21 protein-coding genes and 3 pseudogenes are annotated in these 16,628 nt (G+C 68.0%); 22 read left to right on the top strand and 2 right to left on the bottom strand.

From position 1 onward, the window contains the following. Positions 1–77: 77 nt before the first annotated feature. From ACZ6C1_RS37595 to cutA, 6 genes and pseudogenes are all read left to right on the top strand, one after another. Positions 78–389 (top strand): annotated as a pseudogene (locus ACZ6C1_RS37595) (transposase); the annotation flags it as partial. 706 nt (positions 390–1,095) lie between these two features. Continuing rightward, entirely contained in the window at positions 1,096–1,326 is a 231-nt protein-coding gene (locus ACZ6C1_RS37590; protein WP_469247565.1) for a hypothetical protein, read from the top strand. A gap of 224 nt (positions 1,327–1,550) precedes the next feature. After that, positions 1,551–1,787, top strand: coding sequence for a hypothetical protein (locus ACZ6C1_RS37585; protein WP_469247564.1), 237 nt, complete (start codon positions 1,551–1,553; stop codon positions 1,785–1,787). A gap of 140 nt (positions 1,788–1,927) precedes the next feature. Next, positions 1,928–2,167, top strand: a complete 240-nt coding sequence (locus ACZ6C1_RS37580) for an antitoxin MazE7 (protein WP_469247563.1) — start codon at positions 1,928–1,930, stop codon at positions 2,165–2,167. Positions 2,168–2,170: 3 nt separating this feature from the next. After that, positions 2,171–2,551 (top strand): toxin Doc, encoded by a 381-nt coding sequence (locus tag ACZ6C1_RS37575; RefSeq protein ID WP_469247562.1) that lies wholly within the window; start codon positions 2,171–2,173, stop codon positions 2,549–2,551. A gap of 88 nt (positions 2,552–2,639) precedes the next feature. Then, positions 2,640–2,975 carry a divalent-cation tolerance protein CutA gene (cutA, locus tag ACZ6C1_RS37570; protein WP_469247561.1) on the top strand — a complete coding sequence of 112 codons (336 nt, stop codon included), beginning with the start codon at positions 2,640–2,642 and terminating at the stop codon, positions 2,973–2,975. A gap of 4 nt (positions 2,976–2,979) precedes the next feature. Here the strand turns inward: cutA and ACZ6C1_RS37565 are convergent, their stop codons facing one another. Next, a complete protein-coding gene (locus ACZ6C1_RS37565; RefSeq protein WP_469247560.1) occupies positions 2,980–4,224 on the bottom strand; it encodes a helix-turn-helix domain-containing protein in 1,245 nt (414 codons plus the stop codon). 129 nt (positions 4,225–4,353) lie between these two features. On the opposite strand from ACZ6C1_RS37565, the gene ACZ6C1_RS37560 reads away from it, so the two are divergent. From ACZ6C1_RS37560 to ACZ6C1_RS37495, 14 genes are all read left to right on the top strand, one after another. After that, a complete protein-coding gene (locus ACZ6C1_RS37560; RefSeq protein ID WP_469247559.1) occupies positions 4,354–4,770 on the top strand; it encodes an ATP-binding protein in 417 nt (138 codons plus the stop codon). A gap of 184 nt (positions 4,771–4,954) precedes the next feature. Further along, positions 4,955–5,188: a hypothetical protein gene (locus ACZ6C1_RS37555; RefSeq protein WP_469247558.1), complete on the top strand. Its 234-nt coding sequence runs from the start codon at positions 4,955–4,957 to the stop codon at positions 5,186–5,188. Positions 5,189–5,521: 333 nt separating this feature from the next. Beyond that, entirely contained in the window at positions 5,522–5,671 is a 150-nt protein-coding gene (locus ACZ6C1_RS37550; RefSeq protein WP_469247557.1) for a hypothetical protein, read from the top strand. A gap of 52 nt (positions 5,672–5,723) precedes the next feature. Next, complete coding sequence (locus ACZ6C1_RS37545) at positions 5,724–6,350, top strand: class I SAM-dependent methyltransferase (protein ID WP_469247556.1); 627 nt, start codon at positions 5,724–5,726, stop codon at positions 6,348–6,350. A gap of 194 nt (positions 6,351–6,544) precedes the next feature. Beyond that, positions 6,545–7,567: a thymidylate synthase gene (locus ACZ6C1_RS37540; protein WP_469247555.1), complete on the top strand. Its 1,023-nt coding sequence runs from the start codon at positions 6,545–6,547 to the stop codon at positions 7,565–7,567. Beyond that, a complete protein-coding gene (locus ACZ6C1_RS37535; protein WP_469247554.1) occupies positions 7,564–8,610 on the top strand; it encodes a nucleoside-diphosphate kinase in 1,047 nt (348 codons plus the stop codon). Before ACZ6C1_RS37540 ends, ACZ6C1_RS37535 begins: the two co-directional genes overlap by 4 nt. Before the next feature lie 25 nt (positions 8,611–8,635). Beyond that, positions 8,636–9,850 (top strand): radical SAM protein, encoded by a 1,215-nt coding sequence (locus tag ACZ6C1_RS37530; RefSeq protein WP_469247553.1) that lies wholly within the window; start codon positions 8,636–8,638, stop codon positions 9,848–9,850. Beyond that, a complete protein-coding gene (locus tag ACZ6C1_RS37525; protein ID WP_469247550.1) occupies positions 9,847–10,449 on the top strand; it encodes a 3'-5' exonuclease in 603 nt (200 codons plus the stop codon). The genes ACZ6C1_RS37530 and ACZ6C1_RS37525 overlap by 4 nt, the downstream gene beginning before the upstream one ends. Then, positions 10,446–11,045: an AAA family ATPase gene (locus tag ACZ6C1_RS37520; protein ID WP_469247549.1), complete on the top strand. Its 600-nt coding sequence runs from the start codon at positions 10,446–10,448 to the stop codon at positions 11,043–11,045. The genes ACZ6C1_RS37525 and ACZ6C1_RS37520 overlap by 4 nt, the downstream gene beginning before the upstream one ends. Further along, positions 11,042–11,821, top strand: coding sequence for an aldo/keto reductase (locus ACZ6C1_RS37515; protein ID WP_469247548.1), 780 nt, complete (start codon positions 11,042–11,044; stop codon positions 11,819–11,821). The genes ACZ6C1_RS37520 and ACZ6C1_RS37515 overlap by 4 nt, the downstream gene beginning before the upstream one ends. Continuing rightward, the gene (locus tag ACZ6C1_RS37510; protein WP_469247547.1) at positions 11,821–12,330 is read left to right on the top strand and encodes a hypothetical protein; all 510 of its coding nucleotides are present in this window, start codon (positions 11,821–11,823) and stop codon (positions 12,328–12,330) included. The genes ACZ6C1_RS37515 and ACZ6C1_RS37510 overlap by 1 nt, the downstream gene beginning before the upstream one ends. A 94-nt stretch (positions 12,331–12,424) precedes the next feature. After that, positions 12,425–12,805, top strand: coding sequence for a hypothetical protein (locus ACZ6C1_RS37505; RefSeq protein WP_469247546.1), 381 nt, complete (start codon positions 12,425–12,427; stop codon positions 12,803–12,805). A 113-nt stretch (positions 12,806–12,918) separates the two neighbouring features. Further along, positions 12,919–13,059, top strand: coding sequence for a hypothetical protein (locus ACZ6C1_RS37500; RefSeq protein ID WP_469247566.1), 141 nt, complete (start codon positions 12,919–12,921; stop codon positions 13,057–13,059). 298 nt (positions 13,060–13,357) lie between these two features. After that, positions 13,358–14,110, top strand: a complete 753-nt coding sequence (locus ACZ6C1_RS37495) for an ISAs1 family transposase (RefSeq protein WP_469247545.1) — start codon at positions 13,358–13,360, stop codon at positions 14,108–14,110. 44 nt (positions 14,111–14,154) lie between these two features. Here the strand turns inward: ACZ6C1_RS37495 and ACZ6C1_RS37490 are convergent. After that, a pseudogene (locus tag ACZ6C1_RS37490) lies at positions 14,155–14,319 on the bottom strand (IS110 family transposase); the annotation flags it as partial. Positions 14,320–14,512: 193 nt separating this feature from the next. Here ACZ6C1_RS37490 and ACZ6C1_RS37485 point away from each other — a divergent pair. Both ACZ6C1_RS37485 and ACZ6C1_RS37480 read left to right on the top strand, forming a co-directional pair. Beyond that, a pseudogene (locus ACZ6C1_RS37485) lies at positions 14,513–15,261 on the top strand (transposase family protein). A 183-nt stretch (positions 15,262–15,444) separates the two neighbouring features. After that, positions 15,445–15,783, top strand: a complete 339-nt coding sequence (locus ACZ6C1_RS37480) for a histone-like nucleoid-structuring protein Lsr2 (protein ID WP_469247544.1) — start codon at positions 15,445–15,447, stop codon at positions 15,781–15,783. Positions 15,784–16,628: the final 845 nt, after the last annotated feature.

The following is a 16,628-nucleotide window of genomic DNA, read 5'->3' as shown; positions in this document are numbered from 1 at the left end:
GGAGACACGCAGCCACACCCAGCATCCCTGGGCTTCCCGATCCTACGAGTGACGGGAATCAACCCAGGAACAACGTAAGGAGACACGACCCTCACCGCGGCCGTCATTTCAAGCCCCAGCGACTGCACGCCGACAAGGCCTATGACATACCTGAGCTGCGGAAATGGCTCCGCGGGAAACGCATCGGCGTCCGGATCGCCCGCAAGGGCATCGAGTCGTCAGAACGACTCGGGCGTCGCCGTTGGGTGATCGAGCGGACCATGTCCTGGCTGACCGGATACCGCCGGCTCAACCACCGCTACGAACGCCACTCCCGCAACTACCTGGCATTTCTCGGCCTCGCCGCAGCCATCTGCTGCTACAAACGACTCCTCCGCCTCACCACATAGGACACGGTCTTAGTGGTCGGGTGCTATGTCGGCAGGATTTGTCATGTTTCTGCTGATCTTGTGCTTGAGGACCTGCGGGAACGTGTGGTTCCGCTATTGCTCACTCGTCCGCCCGGGCGGCGTCGGTATCGCGGGCGCTTGCCGGTAGGTGTCCGCGCTGCGCTGCGCGACGTCGTTCACGTGTTCTGCAAGAGTGTGAGCTGGCGGGATGTTCAGGCTGAACGGGTCGGCTGCGGTGGTGTGACGGCCTGGCGGCGGTTGCGGGACTGGACCGGGGCCGGAGTGTGGCCGCAGCTGACCGAGCTGCGGTCCGCCGGCCTTTTGTCAGGGCCCTCGCAGCTGATGCCCTTGCCGGACGCGCTACCCCGCATCCCGCGGCAAGTGGGGGGCCACGTCGCCGACCGGGCTGACTTCCTGCGTGCGCAGGAAGGCGACGGTCACGGCGTGGGGCTGGCCGGTCGTCATCATCCCCGTGATTCACCTGGTGCGCGGGCCGCCGTCGCGGACTCGTTTCACGGCGCCGGTGTGATTGGTGATGGGTGCAGTGGGTGGGCGTCAGCGGAATCGCGCTGTGAGGGTGCCCTGGTAGTGGGTGTGGGGGCGGGATGCGGTCGTCATGGGTAATAGATGGCTGTTGTGGTGTCACTGCGCCAGTCTGTACCCGGGATGATGGACCAGGCCGCGGCCCTGCCTTTGGAACACCTGGGTGCCCATCCTCGATGAGATCGACGAGTCCACCCGCATCGGCCGGCGCGACGCGGCCCTGCACGTCGTCAGCTACCGGCTGCTCTTGCGTGGCATCGAGAACGCCGACCTGCCCAACCACGCCCTGCGCCCGGTCACCACCGGCCCTCGCCCCGGGGTGTGGGCGATGGTCACCAAGACCAAAACCACCAGCGAGCGACGCGGCCTGGCGCTTCCACCCCGACCGTCCTGACCTGCGCTTCGCTGCCCGCATCGCCGCGTGGAAGGCCGACCTTGCCGAGCTCGGCGGGACGCCCCACACCTGCCCTTCCTCCGGCCCCTGACCAAGAAGGGACACATCCAGCAGGGCCGCGACCACGCCACCGTCCGTGGCCTGCGCCTGTCCGGGCGCACCGTGAACGACGTCGTCAAGGCCCGGCCGCAGCCGCCGGCAAGGAGATCATCGACGGTCTGCCGGTGCGCTCCCATTCCCTGCGCGTCGGCGCCAACAACGACCTCAAGCGCGGCGGAGTCAGCCGGGCCCGCCGCAACGAGGAAGGTCGCTGGGCTCCCGACTCGAAGCTCACCGACACCACGTATACCCGGGCCGACGCGCTCGCCGGCGCCCAGCAGGACGACGTCTTCAAGGCGGTTCCGCTGTTCGGTCAGTGGCCCACGCCGGACGAGCCGACCGCGCCGGAGGACGGCCGCTGATCACGCAAGCAGGACGCACTCGACGCCGTGCCGCTGTACGCGCGGTCCGAAACCGCCTCGGGCCGCTCATAAAAATGCAGGTCAGAGCCCATTTTTGCGGCGGGTAGTCCTGGCATGGTGTCGCCCGGCATACTCGTCTCATGGCAGAAATCGAGATCGACAAGGTCACCAGGGACGATCTGCAAGCCCTGGCCGATATGGCGGGGCTCCCTCTGGCGGACTACCTTGCGAAGGTGGCCGAGGAGAAGAAGCGCGAGCGTGCCCTTGAGGCCGGCGCCGAGACCTTCCGCCGAGTGACCAGCGACCCGGCGACGATGGCGGCATTCGACGCCGAATACGGCGGCCCGACCCAGGGTGAGCACGCCCAGCAGGCGGCTTGACCTGTGCCTGCCGAGTATTACATCGACTACCGGTGGCTCCTTGAGCGTCAAGAGGAGCTTCTGGACGACCTGGCGGTCAACGACTACTCCGTGCTCGTCGGGCTGGCCGCCCGCCACAAGGTCGACCCGCCCCGCCATGACCAGCACCACCCTGACGCCTTCTGGCGGGCGGCCGTGATGCTGGAGGAGTGCGTCGTACTTCGCCCCCTGCCCGCTCGCAACGAGCTGTACGGCTTCGGTCTGGCCGTGGCGTACCTGGAGATGCACGGGGAGCGTGTGAACACGAAGTTCGAGGCCTGGCGCGATCTGATCGCCGACATCATCGCTCTGCGGCTCGACTCGTTCACCATCGCCGAGCGGCTGCGCTCCCTGCGGCTTCCCTGATACCGCAAGTCTCCAGCCCACAGCCCGTTTCAGGAACCCGAGGGCCGCTGGGTAGTGTCGAGATTCACCGACCTGGAAGGGCAGTTGCATGGCGAGTGACATCGTGATCGCGCAGACGACCATCGACGACGAGGAGCAGGCCAGAGCTCTCGCCCGCGGTGCGGTTGAGAGCCGGTTGGCGGCCTGCGCCCACATCGACCAGCCGTTCGCCGCGACGTACTGGTGGAAGGGCGCCATTGAGACCGCACAGGAGTGGCGGATCTCGTACAAGACGACGACAGAGCGGCTCCCGGAGCTGGAGGCCTGGGTCGCCGAGCACCACAGCTACGAGGTCCCGGAATGGATCACCCTTCCGGTGGCCGGTGGTTCCGAGGCCTACCTCAAGTGGGTGGTCGAAGAGACCTCGCCGCAGTCTGCCAAGTGACTGCTCACGCTGCGAACTGCTGAAGATGTTGGGCCAGTTCGCGCTCACTGGCCGGAAGCTGAGCTGCAACGGCCTGAGCGCGAGCTCGCCCCATCGTGGTAGGACGGGCGTCGCTCGCCGCGGCGAATTGACGGGACACGTAGACGCCTTGGTCGATGTCTCCCCCACGCAACAGCGCAGTCGCCAGGTCGCCCAGCACGACAACGCCCGATTCCGGTAGCTCCCTGCCCAGGCGGTCTACGGCCTGATCTGCGGTTTCGGTGAGTTCCTGCCGCCCGAGTTGTCCGTACACGGACAGGGCTAAGGAGTCCATCCGGTATGGGGTGACGAAGCGTACCCAGGCCTGCTCAGCGGTGTGGTCGGCGAATTCGTACGCGAAGCGGGCCCGATCCAGGGCGCGGAGGGCGTGCGCGTGATCGCCGACGCTCGCGGCCTCTTCCGCGAGCCTGCCGTAGAGCCAGGCAGCGGCGGCCGCGTTGCCCGGCCCCCGTACGTCCTTGGTGGCTTGGATCAGCAGCTCTGCGGCCTTCTCAGGGCTTGCCGCCCCGTAGCTCGCGTAGCCCAGGGCGAGGCCCCGCAAAGGCGGATGGCCGGTGTTTTTGGCGCAGTCCATGGTGGCCTTGTAGAAGGCGTGCGCCCGGGGGTGGTCCCCCAAGTCCCATGCGACCCATCCGGCCAAGGCTGCCGTCTCGCCGGCCGCGATCGTCAGGGCCCGTTCGTGCTCGCCGGCTCGCGGGAGAGCGGCCGTGATCGCGTCCAGGTGCGACTCAACTTCGCCCTGCAGTTCCCGAGCAGTCAGGTGGCTCTCACGTACATGGAGTTCACAGGCACGATCGACGAGCCCCCCAGAAGTCTCCGAGTCGATCTCCTTGCCCCTGCTGAGGGCGTGCGCGAGGCGCTCCCACGGTTCGGTCGCGGCGACTGCGCCCACGGCGGCGCCTCCGAGCAGCGTGCGGCGTTTCACGTCGTCCAGGTCCTCCCCTTCAGGCCGGGCGTCCTTCCTGCGCCTGGCGCGGGCGGCTGCGGCCTCCCGCTGTAGGTGTTCAGGGGGTAAGCCACAGGCCACCGCGATATGCGCAAGCGTGTGGTTCGTCGGGATGTTCTCGCCGTGCTCATAGCGGTTGATCTCCCGCCGGGTCATGGTGTCCCGGCCGGAGACCGCGTTGATCGCGGCTGCCTGCTCCTCCTGCGTTCGCCCGGTTTTTTTACGGAGCCGAAGAAGGAGCTCAGCGAACTGGTCCGTTGCCATGAGTGTGACCTCGTCGTCGGGTGGATTCCAATCATGGCCCCAACTTCCCCCCGTGGTTTCCCCCTTGACAGGATTTTCCCCCTCTGATTTCCCCTGGCGGAGAGCTCGGACTCGCGAAACGGTGAGTCCATGACCACGATCCGTAAGGGGCACGGGGAGTACACCAACCGCGGCTTTGCGGTGGCCTTCGCCCCGGAGCAGACGCGCGTCGGCCAGATGCGCAAGGTCACAGCGGCCCACATGCCCCTGTGGGGCGTTCGGGGCAACCTGGCCGACAACATCGTGCTGGCGGTGTCCGAACTGGTCACCAACGCTGTCCAGCACGGTAAGGGAGACGTCGACCTGCGCGTGCGGTGCGTCGACACCGAACTGCGCATCGAGGTCACCGACGGCAACCCGGCCCCCGCCGAGCTGCGCATCGCCGAGGCCGACGAGGAATCGGGCCGCGGTCTGTTCCTTGTCGCCACCCTCGCGCGGAGCTGGGGCGTCAGCCAGGACGGCATGACCACGTGGTGCACCTTCCCCATTTCCGATCACTCCCAATGACGAGGCGAAACGCCATCTCATCTACCGTCTGTCCCGCTCCCTTGCGGACGAAGGCATCAGTTACGACCTGATCGCCACCCTCGAAGAAGTCCTCAGCGACCGCCCTGGTCCCACCCCTCATAGCAGGCGGCTCGACGAGCTCTTAGTCCGCGTTGGCCTCCCCCTCCGCCGGCAGCCCCCCGAAGTGGCGCCGCTGAGCGCCCCGGATGCAGCCCGGATCTCCGACCGATTCCGCCGGGCCACCCGGCAGCTCATCCAGGTCGCCCCGCACCGCACCGCGGTGTACCCGACCGAGGAACTACGCCGCCTGATTGCCCTACGCGACGAACCGACACCCCGTGGCGACGCGCTGTCGTACCTGCGTCGGTACGCCCTGGCGATCGTCGCCATCCTCGACTTGATGGGGGCCGACGAATGATGCCTCCCATCGCTGACCGGCAGCCCCTGAGACCGGTCGTCCCCCACGGCGCTGAACCTGACGCGCCGTGCGGGACGACCTTCAAGCCGGGAACCTCCGGCTCCGCAGAGCCCGCCCGCTACTGCACCAGCGTGGTGGTGATTCGCGGAGACCCCCGTCGCCGGAGGTAGCGGCCTCTGCCAGCCCGCACACCTTCCTCCGGTGTGTTCCGGCAGCGAGCCCCCGGCCGCCCTCTCCCGACGGGAGGGCGGCCGGCCCGAGCGCCCTGTGCAACCTCCCGACCTGCCACCGGGTGGGACCGCCTCACCGAATCGAAAGGGACATCGCCCCACCATGAAGCGCCTCCTCACCGTCGTCGCCCTGCGCCTCGGCCCGCCCGTTCGCGACCTGCACCCCATGGAGCGGATCACCGCGGAAGCGGAGTGGCACTTCGCGATCCGCGTCGTCCAGGCCACCGCGTCCGTCTCGGCCGCCGATCAGTGACAAGCCCGCCCTTGGTGCAGCCCCGCATCCCGCTGAGAGAAGGATCCCGCCCGTGACCACGCCCGTACGCGAGCTGTCCCCCGCCGACTGGGACCGGTGGTGGCTCACCCACCACCTTCCGCGGCTCATCGCCGGCAGGGAGGTTGCCAAGTTCGTGACCAAGGTCAATCCGGACCGCGACATGGTCGCGATCGACCTCGCGTGCGGCAACGGCCAGTGGGCTCGCCAACTGGTACGCCTCGGCCTGAAGGTCAGCGGCTACGACTTCAGCCGTGAGGCCCTGGTCCAGGCGACCAGGGCCGGCGGTACCGGGCCTCGGCTGCAATACCGCTGGTGGGACATCGACGCCGAACCCATCCCCAACGCGATCCGTCCCGGCACGATCGACCTCGTGACCTGCCGAGACTCGCTCGCGTTCCTGGACAAGGGACGGCTCATGGGCGACGTACGGCGCTGGCTCCGCCCCGGGACCGGGAAGTTCTACGCCCTCACCGGCATTGAGCGCCCAACCGGCGCGGGCGGCGACGAACCGCGCGAGCACGACGAACACCGGAAGCGTGACCCGTACCGGCGCGGCCTCACCGAGGAGCAGATCGCCTCTCTCGGACTGTGGGGGCTGCGCGAGGAGTACATGGTCGGCTCCCGTCTCGCCGTGGTGCTGACCGCACCGCCGGCCTGATCTGACTCGCCCCCGGCCTGAGCCGGGCCAGATGCCCATGACGGGGCTCAGGACCGGGGGCGGCTCTACTTCCCGGCACGATTCGCGGCCAGCGCGACCACGCTTCCCTGACAGGTCTCCCCGCGTGAAGGGCGGCCGCGTCGTGCCGGGAAGCCCCCACCCTCGGATGCACCACTCACCGAACCGGAGATGCCTTGCTCACAGCCCAGACCTTCCGGAGCGTCGAAGGCGCCTACGTTGCCCTGCTGCGGCTCGCGACCCAGGAGTTCGAGCACCGCATCGACGCGCGCGGCAATGCCGCCCGCGAGGTGATCGGTGTCAGCTTCCGGCTTCCGGACCCCCGGCAGCGCCTTCCCTACCTGGCCGAGCGGAAGGCCAATCCGGTCTTCCAGTTAGCTGAAGCCCTGTGGTACCTGACTGGCCGCCGCGATCTGGAGCTGATCAGCTACTACGCCCCCTCCATGAAGGCCTGCAGCTCCGACGGCGTGCACCTCGGCGGTTCCGCCTACGGATACACCCTGTTCACCCCGACCGAGGGTGAGAAATCGCCCTTCGACCATGCCCTGGAATTGCTGTTGAACGAACCGGACAGCAAGCGGGCGTACCTGCCCGTGTTCTCGGCGACCGAACTCGCAGACCGCACCAACCCTGACGTGGCGTGTCTGGCGGGTCTGCACCTGCTCGCCCGCCGCGGACGGCTGCACATGGTGTGCCACATGCGTGCCAACGATCTGGACTGCGGACTGCTGTCCGACGTGTTCAGCTTCACGATGATCCAGGAGTACGCCGCCATCCAGCTCGGGCTGAAACTCGGCACGTACACCCACACCATCGGCTCGGCTCACGTGAACGACCACAACGCCGACCGGGTCCGACGCGTGCTCGCTGAGGCCGACAACCGCCGAGCCCCCGCCACGTTCACGTTCCCGGAGATGCCGGACAGCACCAACGCCGGCACGTTCACGCACCTGCTGACACACGAAGAGGCGCTGCGGACCAACCAGATCCGCTACAGCGTCGACACCATCCGTCGGCTCCCCCTCCCGCCGTACTGGCAGCAGGTGGTGATGCTGTTCGAGCTGTACCGGCAGATCCAGCACGACCAGGTCGCCCAGGTCGACCCAGACCTGATGGACGCGCTCGACCCGGGCCTGCGCTGGCTCATGGAGCACAAGTGGCCGGCCTGCGCCGCTGAGATTGCCGGGGGTGCTCAGTGAGCGCCAAGCCGATAAGCGGCGCCGTGGTGACGGGTGTCGACTTCGACCGCTGGGCGGTCATCCTGTGCAAGCCGGACGCCGTGGAGCGCGGCTTGGTCGACACCGTCCTGGAGCGCATTTCCGGCGCTGGCATCGCCGTCTCGGCCCGCATGGAGCTGGTGGCCGAGCCGTGGCAGGCGCACGTCGTCTACCGGAACATGCTGGCCGACACCGGCACTCCGCGGCTGCGTGATCTCCCTTCCTGCGTCGACACCGCGTATGCGGGTCAGCGGGTCACGGTGGCGCTCGCGCACGGTGAACCCGGCCTCCACGCCCGGCTGCGCGTCCTGATCGGCCACACTGACCCCACGCGGGCGGTGGCCGGCACAATCCGCCGTGACCTGGGTGACGACAGCCTTGCCGCCGCTCAGGCCGAGAACCGGCTCGTGCGCAATCTCGTCCACACCAGCGACGACGCGGACGCCGCGCGCCGTGAATACGGCACCTGGTACGGGCACGGCCGCCGGTTGCAGGTCACCGACTTTGACCGGTGCTCGGTGATCCTGTGCAAGCCGGACGCCGTGGAGCGCGGCTTGGTCGACACCGTCCTGGAACGGTTCTCCGCCGCTGGCGTCACCATCACCAACCAGATGCAGGTCACCGCGCAGCCCTGGCAGGCCCACGTTCACTACTGGGACCTCCTCGTCGACGCCGACCACTTCCCCGACCGGGACATCCCCGCCTGCCTGGACGCGGTGTACGCGCACAAGCCGGTGGCCGTCGCGCTCGCCTATGGGGAGCCGGGCATCCACGAGAGGCTGCGGCAGCTCATCGGCCACTACGACCCGACTCGAGCAGCGCCCGGCACGATCCGCGGCGACCTCGGCGACGACAGCCTCGAAGCCGCCGTCGCCCAGAAGCGCCTGGTGCACAACCTCGTGCACACCTCGGACGACGCGGACGCCGCGCGCCGGGACTTCGGCACCTGGTTCGGCGCCAGCCGGCACCGGCTGCTCACCCCGCCGGCCGCTTTCCCTCTCCAGCCCACGCACATCGACCACTGACCATCCGGACCACAGGAGGACTCCCTTGACTGCTCCCTCTGACCTCGTTCCGGTCCCGGCACCGCGCGCGCGTCGGCTCCTGCCGCTCCTCACCCCGGAGCAGATCGCCGACCTGAAGCCGGAACTCGCCGACGTGATCGAGTACCGCAAGTCCGGTCTGTCGCTGAACCACATCGTGGGGTGCCCGCTGGACTGCCGCTACTGCGTGCGGCACCTCTTCAAGAACTTCCAGATGAAAACCCCTCGGCGGCTGATGAGCGACGAGGCAGCCGTCGATGCCCTCGTTGGCCACCCCTACTTCCGGCCGGGCAAGACGCCGATCCAGCTCCTGAACCGAGCCACCGATCCCATGCTGCCGGTCGTGAAACCTCACGTGTTCGCCGTGCTGCGGCAGCTCGACGAGCGTGGTCTGACCAACCACGTCCTCATCATCACGCGGTGGCGGGTGAGCGCCGAGGACTGCGCTGTCCTCAACTCGTTCCGGAACCTGCGGCTGACGATCCTGGTCACCCACTCGGGAATCGACGACCCCCGGATCGAGCCGGTCGACTCCTCCATCGCGGCCGACACCCTGCGCATGCTGTTCGAGCACGCCGGCCGGTACCGGGTCGTCCACTACTGGCGGCCCATCGTCCCCGGGCTCAACGACTCCGAGCAGCACATCGAGCAGGCGCGCGAGTTGTCGCTGCACGCCCACGCCACCGTGTTCACCGGGCTGTTCTTCCGGGACGAGATCAAGGCGTACTACGAGGCCCATGGCGTCCCGATGCCGTACGACGCCACCGCACGGCGCAAGATCATGCCGGAGCAGGCGGAGCAGAGGATTCTCGACGCCTTCGGTGAAGCGACGCTCACCGGCGCCAAGCCATGGGGAGTGCTGTTCCGCAAGACGAGCTGCGGCGTCGCCTACGCCCACGGGGAGGCCGACTACAACGGCCACTACGGAGTGCGGGAGCTGTGCGACATCTGCCCGCCCAAGCAAGTCGCCCTGTGCGCGGCGGCGTGGCAGAGGCCGGACCTGGATGAGGTCACCCGCGAGGCCCGAGCCCTCGGGGCCATCGGCGACGTTGAGGTCAACGACCGTGCCATCGTCGTCGAGGGACTGGACGAGCCGCCCCGCTACTACCTCCAGCACGGGTTCGGCTACCAGTGCCACGACCGCGCCAAGCCCCACCACTACCGCCAGCACGGCCGTGCCCCGATCGGCTGGGAGGCGGAGAACGGACCCGACACCGCATGAACTTCAGCGCCTGGCCCGCACTGCTCGTCGTCGATGTCGAGGGCAACGGCACCGCCCCGCCCGACCTCGTCGAGGTCGCCGCTCTCCCTATCAGGGAGGGCCACCCCGACAAGACGACCGCACAGGCGTGGCTGACCCGCCCGAACCGACCCGTCACCGCCTTCGCGACCCGCGTGCACGGCATGTCCAACCAGGACCTCGCCGACAAGCCGGCGTGGGCAGAGATCGCGGGCCAGGTGCACTCCTTCCTGGGCACAGCGTGGATCTGCGCGCACAACGCCCACACCGACTACCGCGTGCTGAGCGCACACCTGCCCGGGTGGCAGCCCACCGGTGTCCTGGACACGCTCCGGCTCGCCAAGGCCACCTTCCCGGACCTGAGCCGGTACAGCCTGGATGCCCTCATCGAGCACGTACGGCCCGACCTGAGCCAAGCTCCCGCGCAGCGGCACAGGGCCACCTTCGACGCCTTCGCCACGGCTCAGCTCCTCATCGCCATGGCTTCCCAGTACCAGACATGGGATCACCTGGTCGCCGCGGCCGTGCCGCCCGGCCTGCCCGGCGCCCCCGAACCAGAAAAGGACCCAACCCTGTGGTGACTTCCTCCTCCGTGCCCCTCCGGATCGCCGTGCTCGGCACCCACTCGACGGGCAAGACGACGCTGCTGAAGCGCATAGAGATGGAGCTGCGCGGCCACGGCCTCACCGTGGCGCGCACCGGGCAGCTCGGCAAGCGCGCTGCCGCGGCCGGCCTTCCCAAGATGCAGCACCACACCGTCCAGTCCACCGAGTGGATCACGACGCAGGGCATCCTCGACGAGATCAACGCCGCCGCTCAAGGCGCCGAAGTCGTGCTCATCGACCGCGCCGTCCACGACGCCGTCGCCTACTTCGAGGCCGCGATGGCGTTCCGGGCCGAGACCCCGCCCCGGCTCGAGCGTGAACGTCTGCTGACGCTCGCCTCCACGCAGCTCCCCAAGTACGACCTGCTGTTCGCGACCGTGCTCGACGAGCGCGTGCCTGTCGACACCAGCCACGACTACGACGCCGGCTTCCGCCGTCTCGTCGATGATCGCGTGCACCGTGTCCTGGCCAACGACGCCATCCCGCACCTCCGGGTGACCAGCGACCCTGACAGCCAGGCCCACGCCGTTGACGTCGCCGTCCAGCACTGCCTGAAGGAGGAGCTCGTATGATCCCCGCGCCGCCCGCTGGCAGCATCACCATCGCCGGGAAGACCGTCTCCCGACTCGGCTTCGGCACCATGCGCCTGACCGGCCCCGGCACGTGGGGTGACCCGGACGACCGCGACACCGCCCTCAGCGTGCTGCGCCAGGCCGTACACACCCACGGCATCAGCCACATCGACACCGCCGACGCCTACGGCCCCCACACCGTCGAACACCTCATCCGGGAAGCGCTCTACCCCTACCCGGACCATGTGCTGATCGCCACGAAGGTCGGCATGGTCCGCCCCGCACCCGGCCAGTGGAAGCCGCTCGGTAACCCCTTCTACCTGCGGGCCTGCGTCGAAGCGAGCCTGCGTCGCCTGAAGATGGAGCGGCTGGAGCTGTGCTACCTGCACCGCATCGACCCCGAAGTCTCGCGCGACGACCAGCTCGCCGTGATGCACGCCCTGCAGGATGAAGGGAAGATCGGGCACATCGGCCTGTCGAAGGTCACGCCCGAGGACATCCGGTACGTGCTCAAGTACGCGCCCGTCGCCGCGGTGCAGAACGTGCTGAACACCACAGACCGCCACGACCCCGCCGTGGAGATGTGCCGCGACCTCAACATCCCCTACGTGGCCTACCGGCCGCTGGACGCCGGCGTCCTTGCCCACGCCCACGGGCCCGGCGCCCCGCTGCACTGGCTCCTCTCCCAGGGCTCCCACATCGCTCCCATCCCCAGCACCAGCCAGCCCCGGCACCTCGACGAGATCGTGGCCGCCGTGCAGGACGGTCCGGCCTGATGCCCACCGCAACGGCCACCGCGCCCGCGCAGCGCCGTCGGGCCGCATACGAGAACTGGCGGCCGCCGGTGCTCGGCGTCTCGCTGATCGTCCCGGTTGGCGTCGACTGCATCACCGTCGTCGACGTCCGCGGCATGCTGATGCTTCCCTCGGGCGGCGTGTACGACGGGCAGACACCGGAGGAAGCTGGCTACCGGGTGCTCGCCGACCCCTCTGGCGAGCTGCAGTTCCTGCGGCGCGTCGCCGTCGACTGGGTACAGATGCGACGCCGGAAGGTGATCACCCACGTCTTGGCCGCTGCGCCCATGACCCGCGACGCGGTGACGGGCCTGGTGTACCGGGATCCTCGGGCCGCCGTGCGCGTCATGCCGACCCTCCAGTTTCTTGACCAGTGGCCGACCGGGCGAACGCGTGTCCTCGTCAGCCTGCAGGCCCTAGCGACCGGAGACACGGCCTGCATCGAGGGCGGCATCGTGCAGGCGCAGATGCCCGCGGCCCTCGCCGCGTAGCGCTCCCGAGCGCGGGCTGCCGTCACTTGCGGCGGCCCGCGCCCGGGAGTTGACGTAACGGAATAGGGCACTGATGCGTGGGAGAGATCTGCACGTGACCGTAGAGTCGACGTCCCGTTCCGCCAGCACGCTCGAACACCCCCACCTCTGGGTCGTGGCAGCCGAGATCGTCGTCGACGACGCTGTGGCCCGCATCGCCGACTTCCGCGGCTCCTTCCGCACCAGGACGGACCAGCGCATCGACGCCCTGGATACCTACTGCCGTGCCTGCCGCCGCCCGTACGCCGACGTGGCCAAGCTGGAGTGCGCCGCCGCGGTCGACAACCGGCACCTGATCGGCGGGGACCAGAGCGTCCGCGCGAAGCGCAAGGTGCCCGCTCCGCCGCCGGCCGGGGCGAAGATCGTGCCGGGCGGCAAGTTCACCCGGTACGGGCTCGAGGCGTACGTGTCCGGGGTGTCCCGCCCGCCCGTGTAAGGCGTCGCGTGACGACGCGACGTTAACCGGGAGGCGTTCCTAGACGGCGAGCCGCTGCGCTGCTCACTGTGGCGGGCGGCCGCGGAGAGGCCGCCCAGTCCCTCACCAAGGGCATGCGGGTTAGCGTGACCGGGCGGCTCAGGCAGCGCACCTTCGATGACAAGGAAGGCCAGCGCCGTACTACCGTCGAGATCGATGATCGTGTCAAGCCGCGTGCTGACCAGGGCTCTTGCAAGGTCGTAGCGATCTTGTGAAGTAGCTGGTCGGCTGGGGTGCGACTGGGATGCACGAAGCTCCGTTGAAGCAAGTGAACTCTCAAGTCCATTGCCAGCAAAGGAGCTTCGTTGATTCGTGACTCTGCCATGCCCGCGCTCGCGCTGTCGTGTTCTGTCGCCTAGGCGGGTGACGATGCTGCGGCGGGGTCGATCCGCGTGATCGTAAAGGGCGGCGGAATCCGCTTCTCGCGCTGGTCAGAGCGGCGGCCTGTGCGGTCGCGGCCCGGGGCGCGTTCATACGCGGCCATCGGGCACTGGCTGCGGCGGGCACCCCAGGATGCCCTGGCCTGGCTGGGTTTCCCGGTCCGCGGCGCATCTGCTGGCCGTCATCGACCAGGACGACCAGATCATCGCCCAGCTGTGGATCCCCGACAAGACCAACGAGATTCCCTGCCTGCGCGAAGTGCTCGGCACGCTGGACATCGAGGGCGCCTGGGTAAGCGCGGACGCGCTGCCCACCCAGACGGACACCGCACGGTCCCTCATCCAGGACAGGAAGGCCCGCTACCTGCTCACCGTCAAGCGCAACCAGCCGTCCTTGTATGCCAGTTGCCGCCGCCTGCCCTGGGACAAGGCCACCGCGAAGTACTACGACCGCACCCAGGGCCACGGCCGCAAGGAGACCCGGAACGTGCAGGCACTGACCGTCTCCCACCTGGACTTCCCCCCATGCCCGCCACGTCGCCCGAATCACCCGGCACCGGATGGACGCCGCGACGGGCAGACGCACCAGCGAGACCGTCTACGTCATCACCGACCTGCCCGCACACCAGGCAAAACCCCAGGACATTGCCCTGGCCCTGCGCGGCCACTAGCAGATCGACAACAAGATCCACTACGTGCACGACACCTCTGGGACGAAGACCGCTCCCAGATCCGCACCGGCCACGGCCCCGAGAACATGGCCACCCTGCGCAACACCACTCTCAACCGGCTACGCGCCACCGGCGCCACGAACATGACCGAAGCCGTCCGCGACCTGTCCTACCAGCCCTTCACCGCCCCACTCCACCTCCCGAACCCCCCATGACCAGCGAAAACACCCGAAAAATTCAACTTTGCAAGAGCCCTGGCTCGCGTGCCTGGCGCGGCGGGGGTGAACAGTCTCTTGTCACGCAGCATGGCCCAGAGCACGTCGGCCCGGCGTCGGGCGAGCGAGAGCAGGGCGTGCGTGTGCAGCAGCTCCTCGGCGTGCTTCTTGAGGTAGTAGTCTCTCGACGGGCCCGGTCCTATCATCGATCCCATGAAGAGCAGTCTGTCTGCGAGCAGGTCCTTGATTAGGCGCGGGGTCGGAGTCTTCCTGCAAAGCCAATTGAGATGACTTGTTATACGACGGCGGCGTGTCCACGAGCAGCCCCTCCCCGAACCGATCTCCATGGAGAGCATCTCAAATCTCACACCCCGCCACTTAACTTGACGACGCCCTTCCGGCATCGACGTGTCCCGCTGCCCTGCGCTTCCTGTCCGCCAAGCTCCGCCAACACCGCCGGGAGCTTGGTACCCGGTGGCGGCGCCTGAGCCCAGGCCGGCAGGCCCTGCTCACCCTCGCCCACCTCCGCAACGGCCACCCGTACGCCCAGCTCGCGGCCTGCTTCGGCATCGCAACCACGACCGCCTACCGGTACATCGCCGAGGCCGTCGAGCTCCTGGCCGCGCTCGGCCCGACCCTCGTGCAGACGACCCGAACGGCATCAACGAAGGCGTTCGTGCTGCTGGACGACACCCTGCTGCCCATCGACCGCATTGCCGCGGACCGTCCCTTCTACTCCGGAAAGCACAACAAGCACAGGATGAACGTGCAGTCCTGGCCGATCCGTCCGGCCGGCTGCCCTGGGCATCACCGGCTCTTCCCCGTGCCGTCCACGACGTCCGGGCCCGCCCGCGAGCACGGCGTCATCCGCACGCTCGCGGACGCCGACATCGAAGGCTGGGCCGACAAGGGATACCGAGGCGCCGGGGACACGGTCCGCGTCCCATACTGGGACCGCTGGGAGACGCAGGCCGTCAACTGGTCTCACGCCAAAATCCGAGCCCTGGTCGAGCAGGCCGTCGCCACCCCCGAGTCCTGGACTCCTCCGCAAGCTGCGATGCTCGACAACCCGCGTCACAAGCCTCGTCCAAGCCGTCCTGGCCCCGCATTTAGCCAGCTCAGACCGAGGCTGGAAAAGACGCAGTGGCTGAGCTGTTCCGTGTCGCGCCCTTCCCAGAGTCGGGAGATCACGAAGGGGTGCGATGTGCTGGTACCGCGCCTACGGCGACGGAAGCAGAATGGCAAGCATTCTCGGCCGCTATGCGCTTCCGCAGCGCGACAGTATCAGCGAGCTCGGCTGTCACGTAACTTCTGATCGCCCTACACTTCACAGCATGGCTCAGAAAATCATCCGGACTCTCGTAGACGACATCACCGGCGAGGACACAGAGGACATCTCTACCCACACCATCCTCATCGATGGTGCAGGCGTCGAGCTCGACCTCACTGACAGCAACTACGACGAGCTCCTCGCCCTACTCAAGCCTTACCTCCACGCAAAGAACGCACGCCGCATCCGCGCCGCCGGCGGCAAGCAGCGCGGCCGCAAAACAGCGGGGCTGAAGAGGGACTCCGCGGCGATCCGCGCCTGGGCCACTGAAAACGGCTACGACGTCAGCGCCCGCGGCCGCGTACCAGCTTCCGTACTCAAAGCCTACGAAGAGGCCCACTAATCCACATAGGAAAGCCCTAACCAGGACCCCGTTCCCCACGTATCTAATCTGATCAGGCACTGCTAGATCCCCGTACGTAGGGGAGAGCCCGGATCTCGCAATGAAGCCATAACCGTACGGTCGGCGGCAGCACTGGCGTGAAAGCGACAAGCAAAAAGGCCATTCCCAGCCGAAAAAAGTTTCGCCCTCCACTCTGTCGAGATTTTTGGCTCAGTCAAGCGTTCGGCCGACGAACCAGTGGGCCCGGTGCGGTGCTATAGAAGCTGGGGGACGCCTCCTCGGCGTACCACGACACGCCTGAGCTGGCCGTGGTGCCGCAACCTCAGAACTTCCGATCGGGTCCATCCGCTGGCGGTGCCGGGCGGCGATCAGTCCGAGGGTGGTCCGGAGCACGCGCGGAGCTCCACGCGGCGGGAATGGCGGCGCCGGCGGCCGACGTCAGGGTCAGGTCGAGCCGGGCGGCTGTCGTTTTGTGGGGGTGTAGTTGCGGTACAGGCGGTGTCTTGTGCTGGGGGTCTCTCGGTTTGGTTGAGACCGTGTGAGCGTGGTCTTGTGGGGCTGTGGGCCTGTTGGTGTGGGGTTCTCTCGTTTTCGTTGCGAGTTTTTCGGTGTCTCTCGGGTGGTCCTGCCCTGTAAAGGGCCGGTGTGTGTTTTCCCTGGTCACAGCGTTGTGTGCTGTGAGGTTGTCGGACGGTGCGGGGGTTACCGGCGGTGTGTGGGGGGCCGGTTCATGGTGGGGTGGTGGTGGGTTTCGGCGAGGTGGTCGAGGCGGATCGCTTCGAGGCTGTGTTTGGTGATGCGTTCGGTGCCGTCGCTGATGGCGGTGATGGCGGCTTGGCGGATGA

Source organism: Streptomyces sp. NPDC041796, from assembly GCF_055590785.1.
The sequence above is the reverse complement of the archived record's forward strand: the minus strand, read 5'-3'. Positions and strand labels throughout refer to the sequence as shown.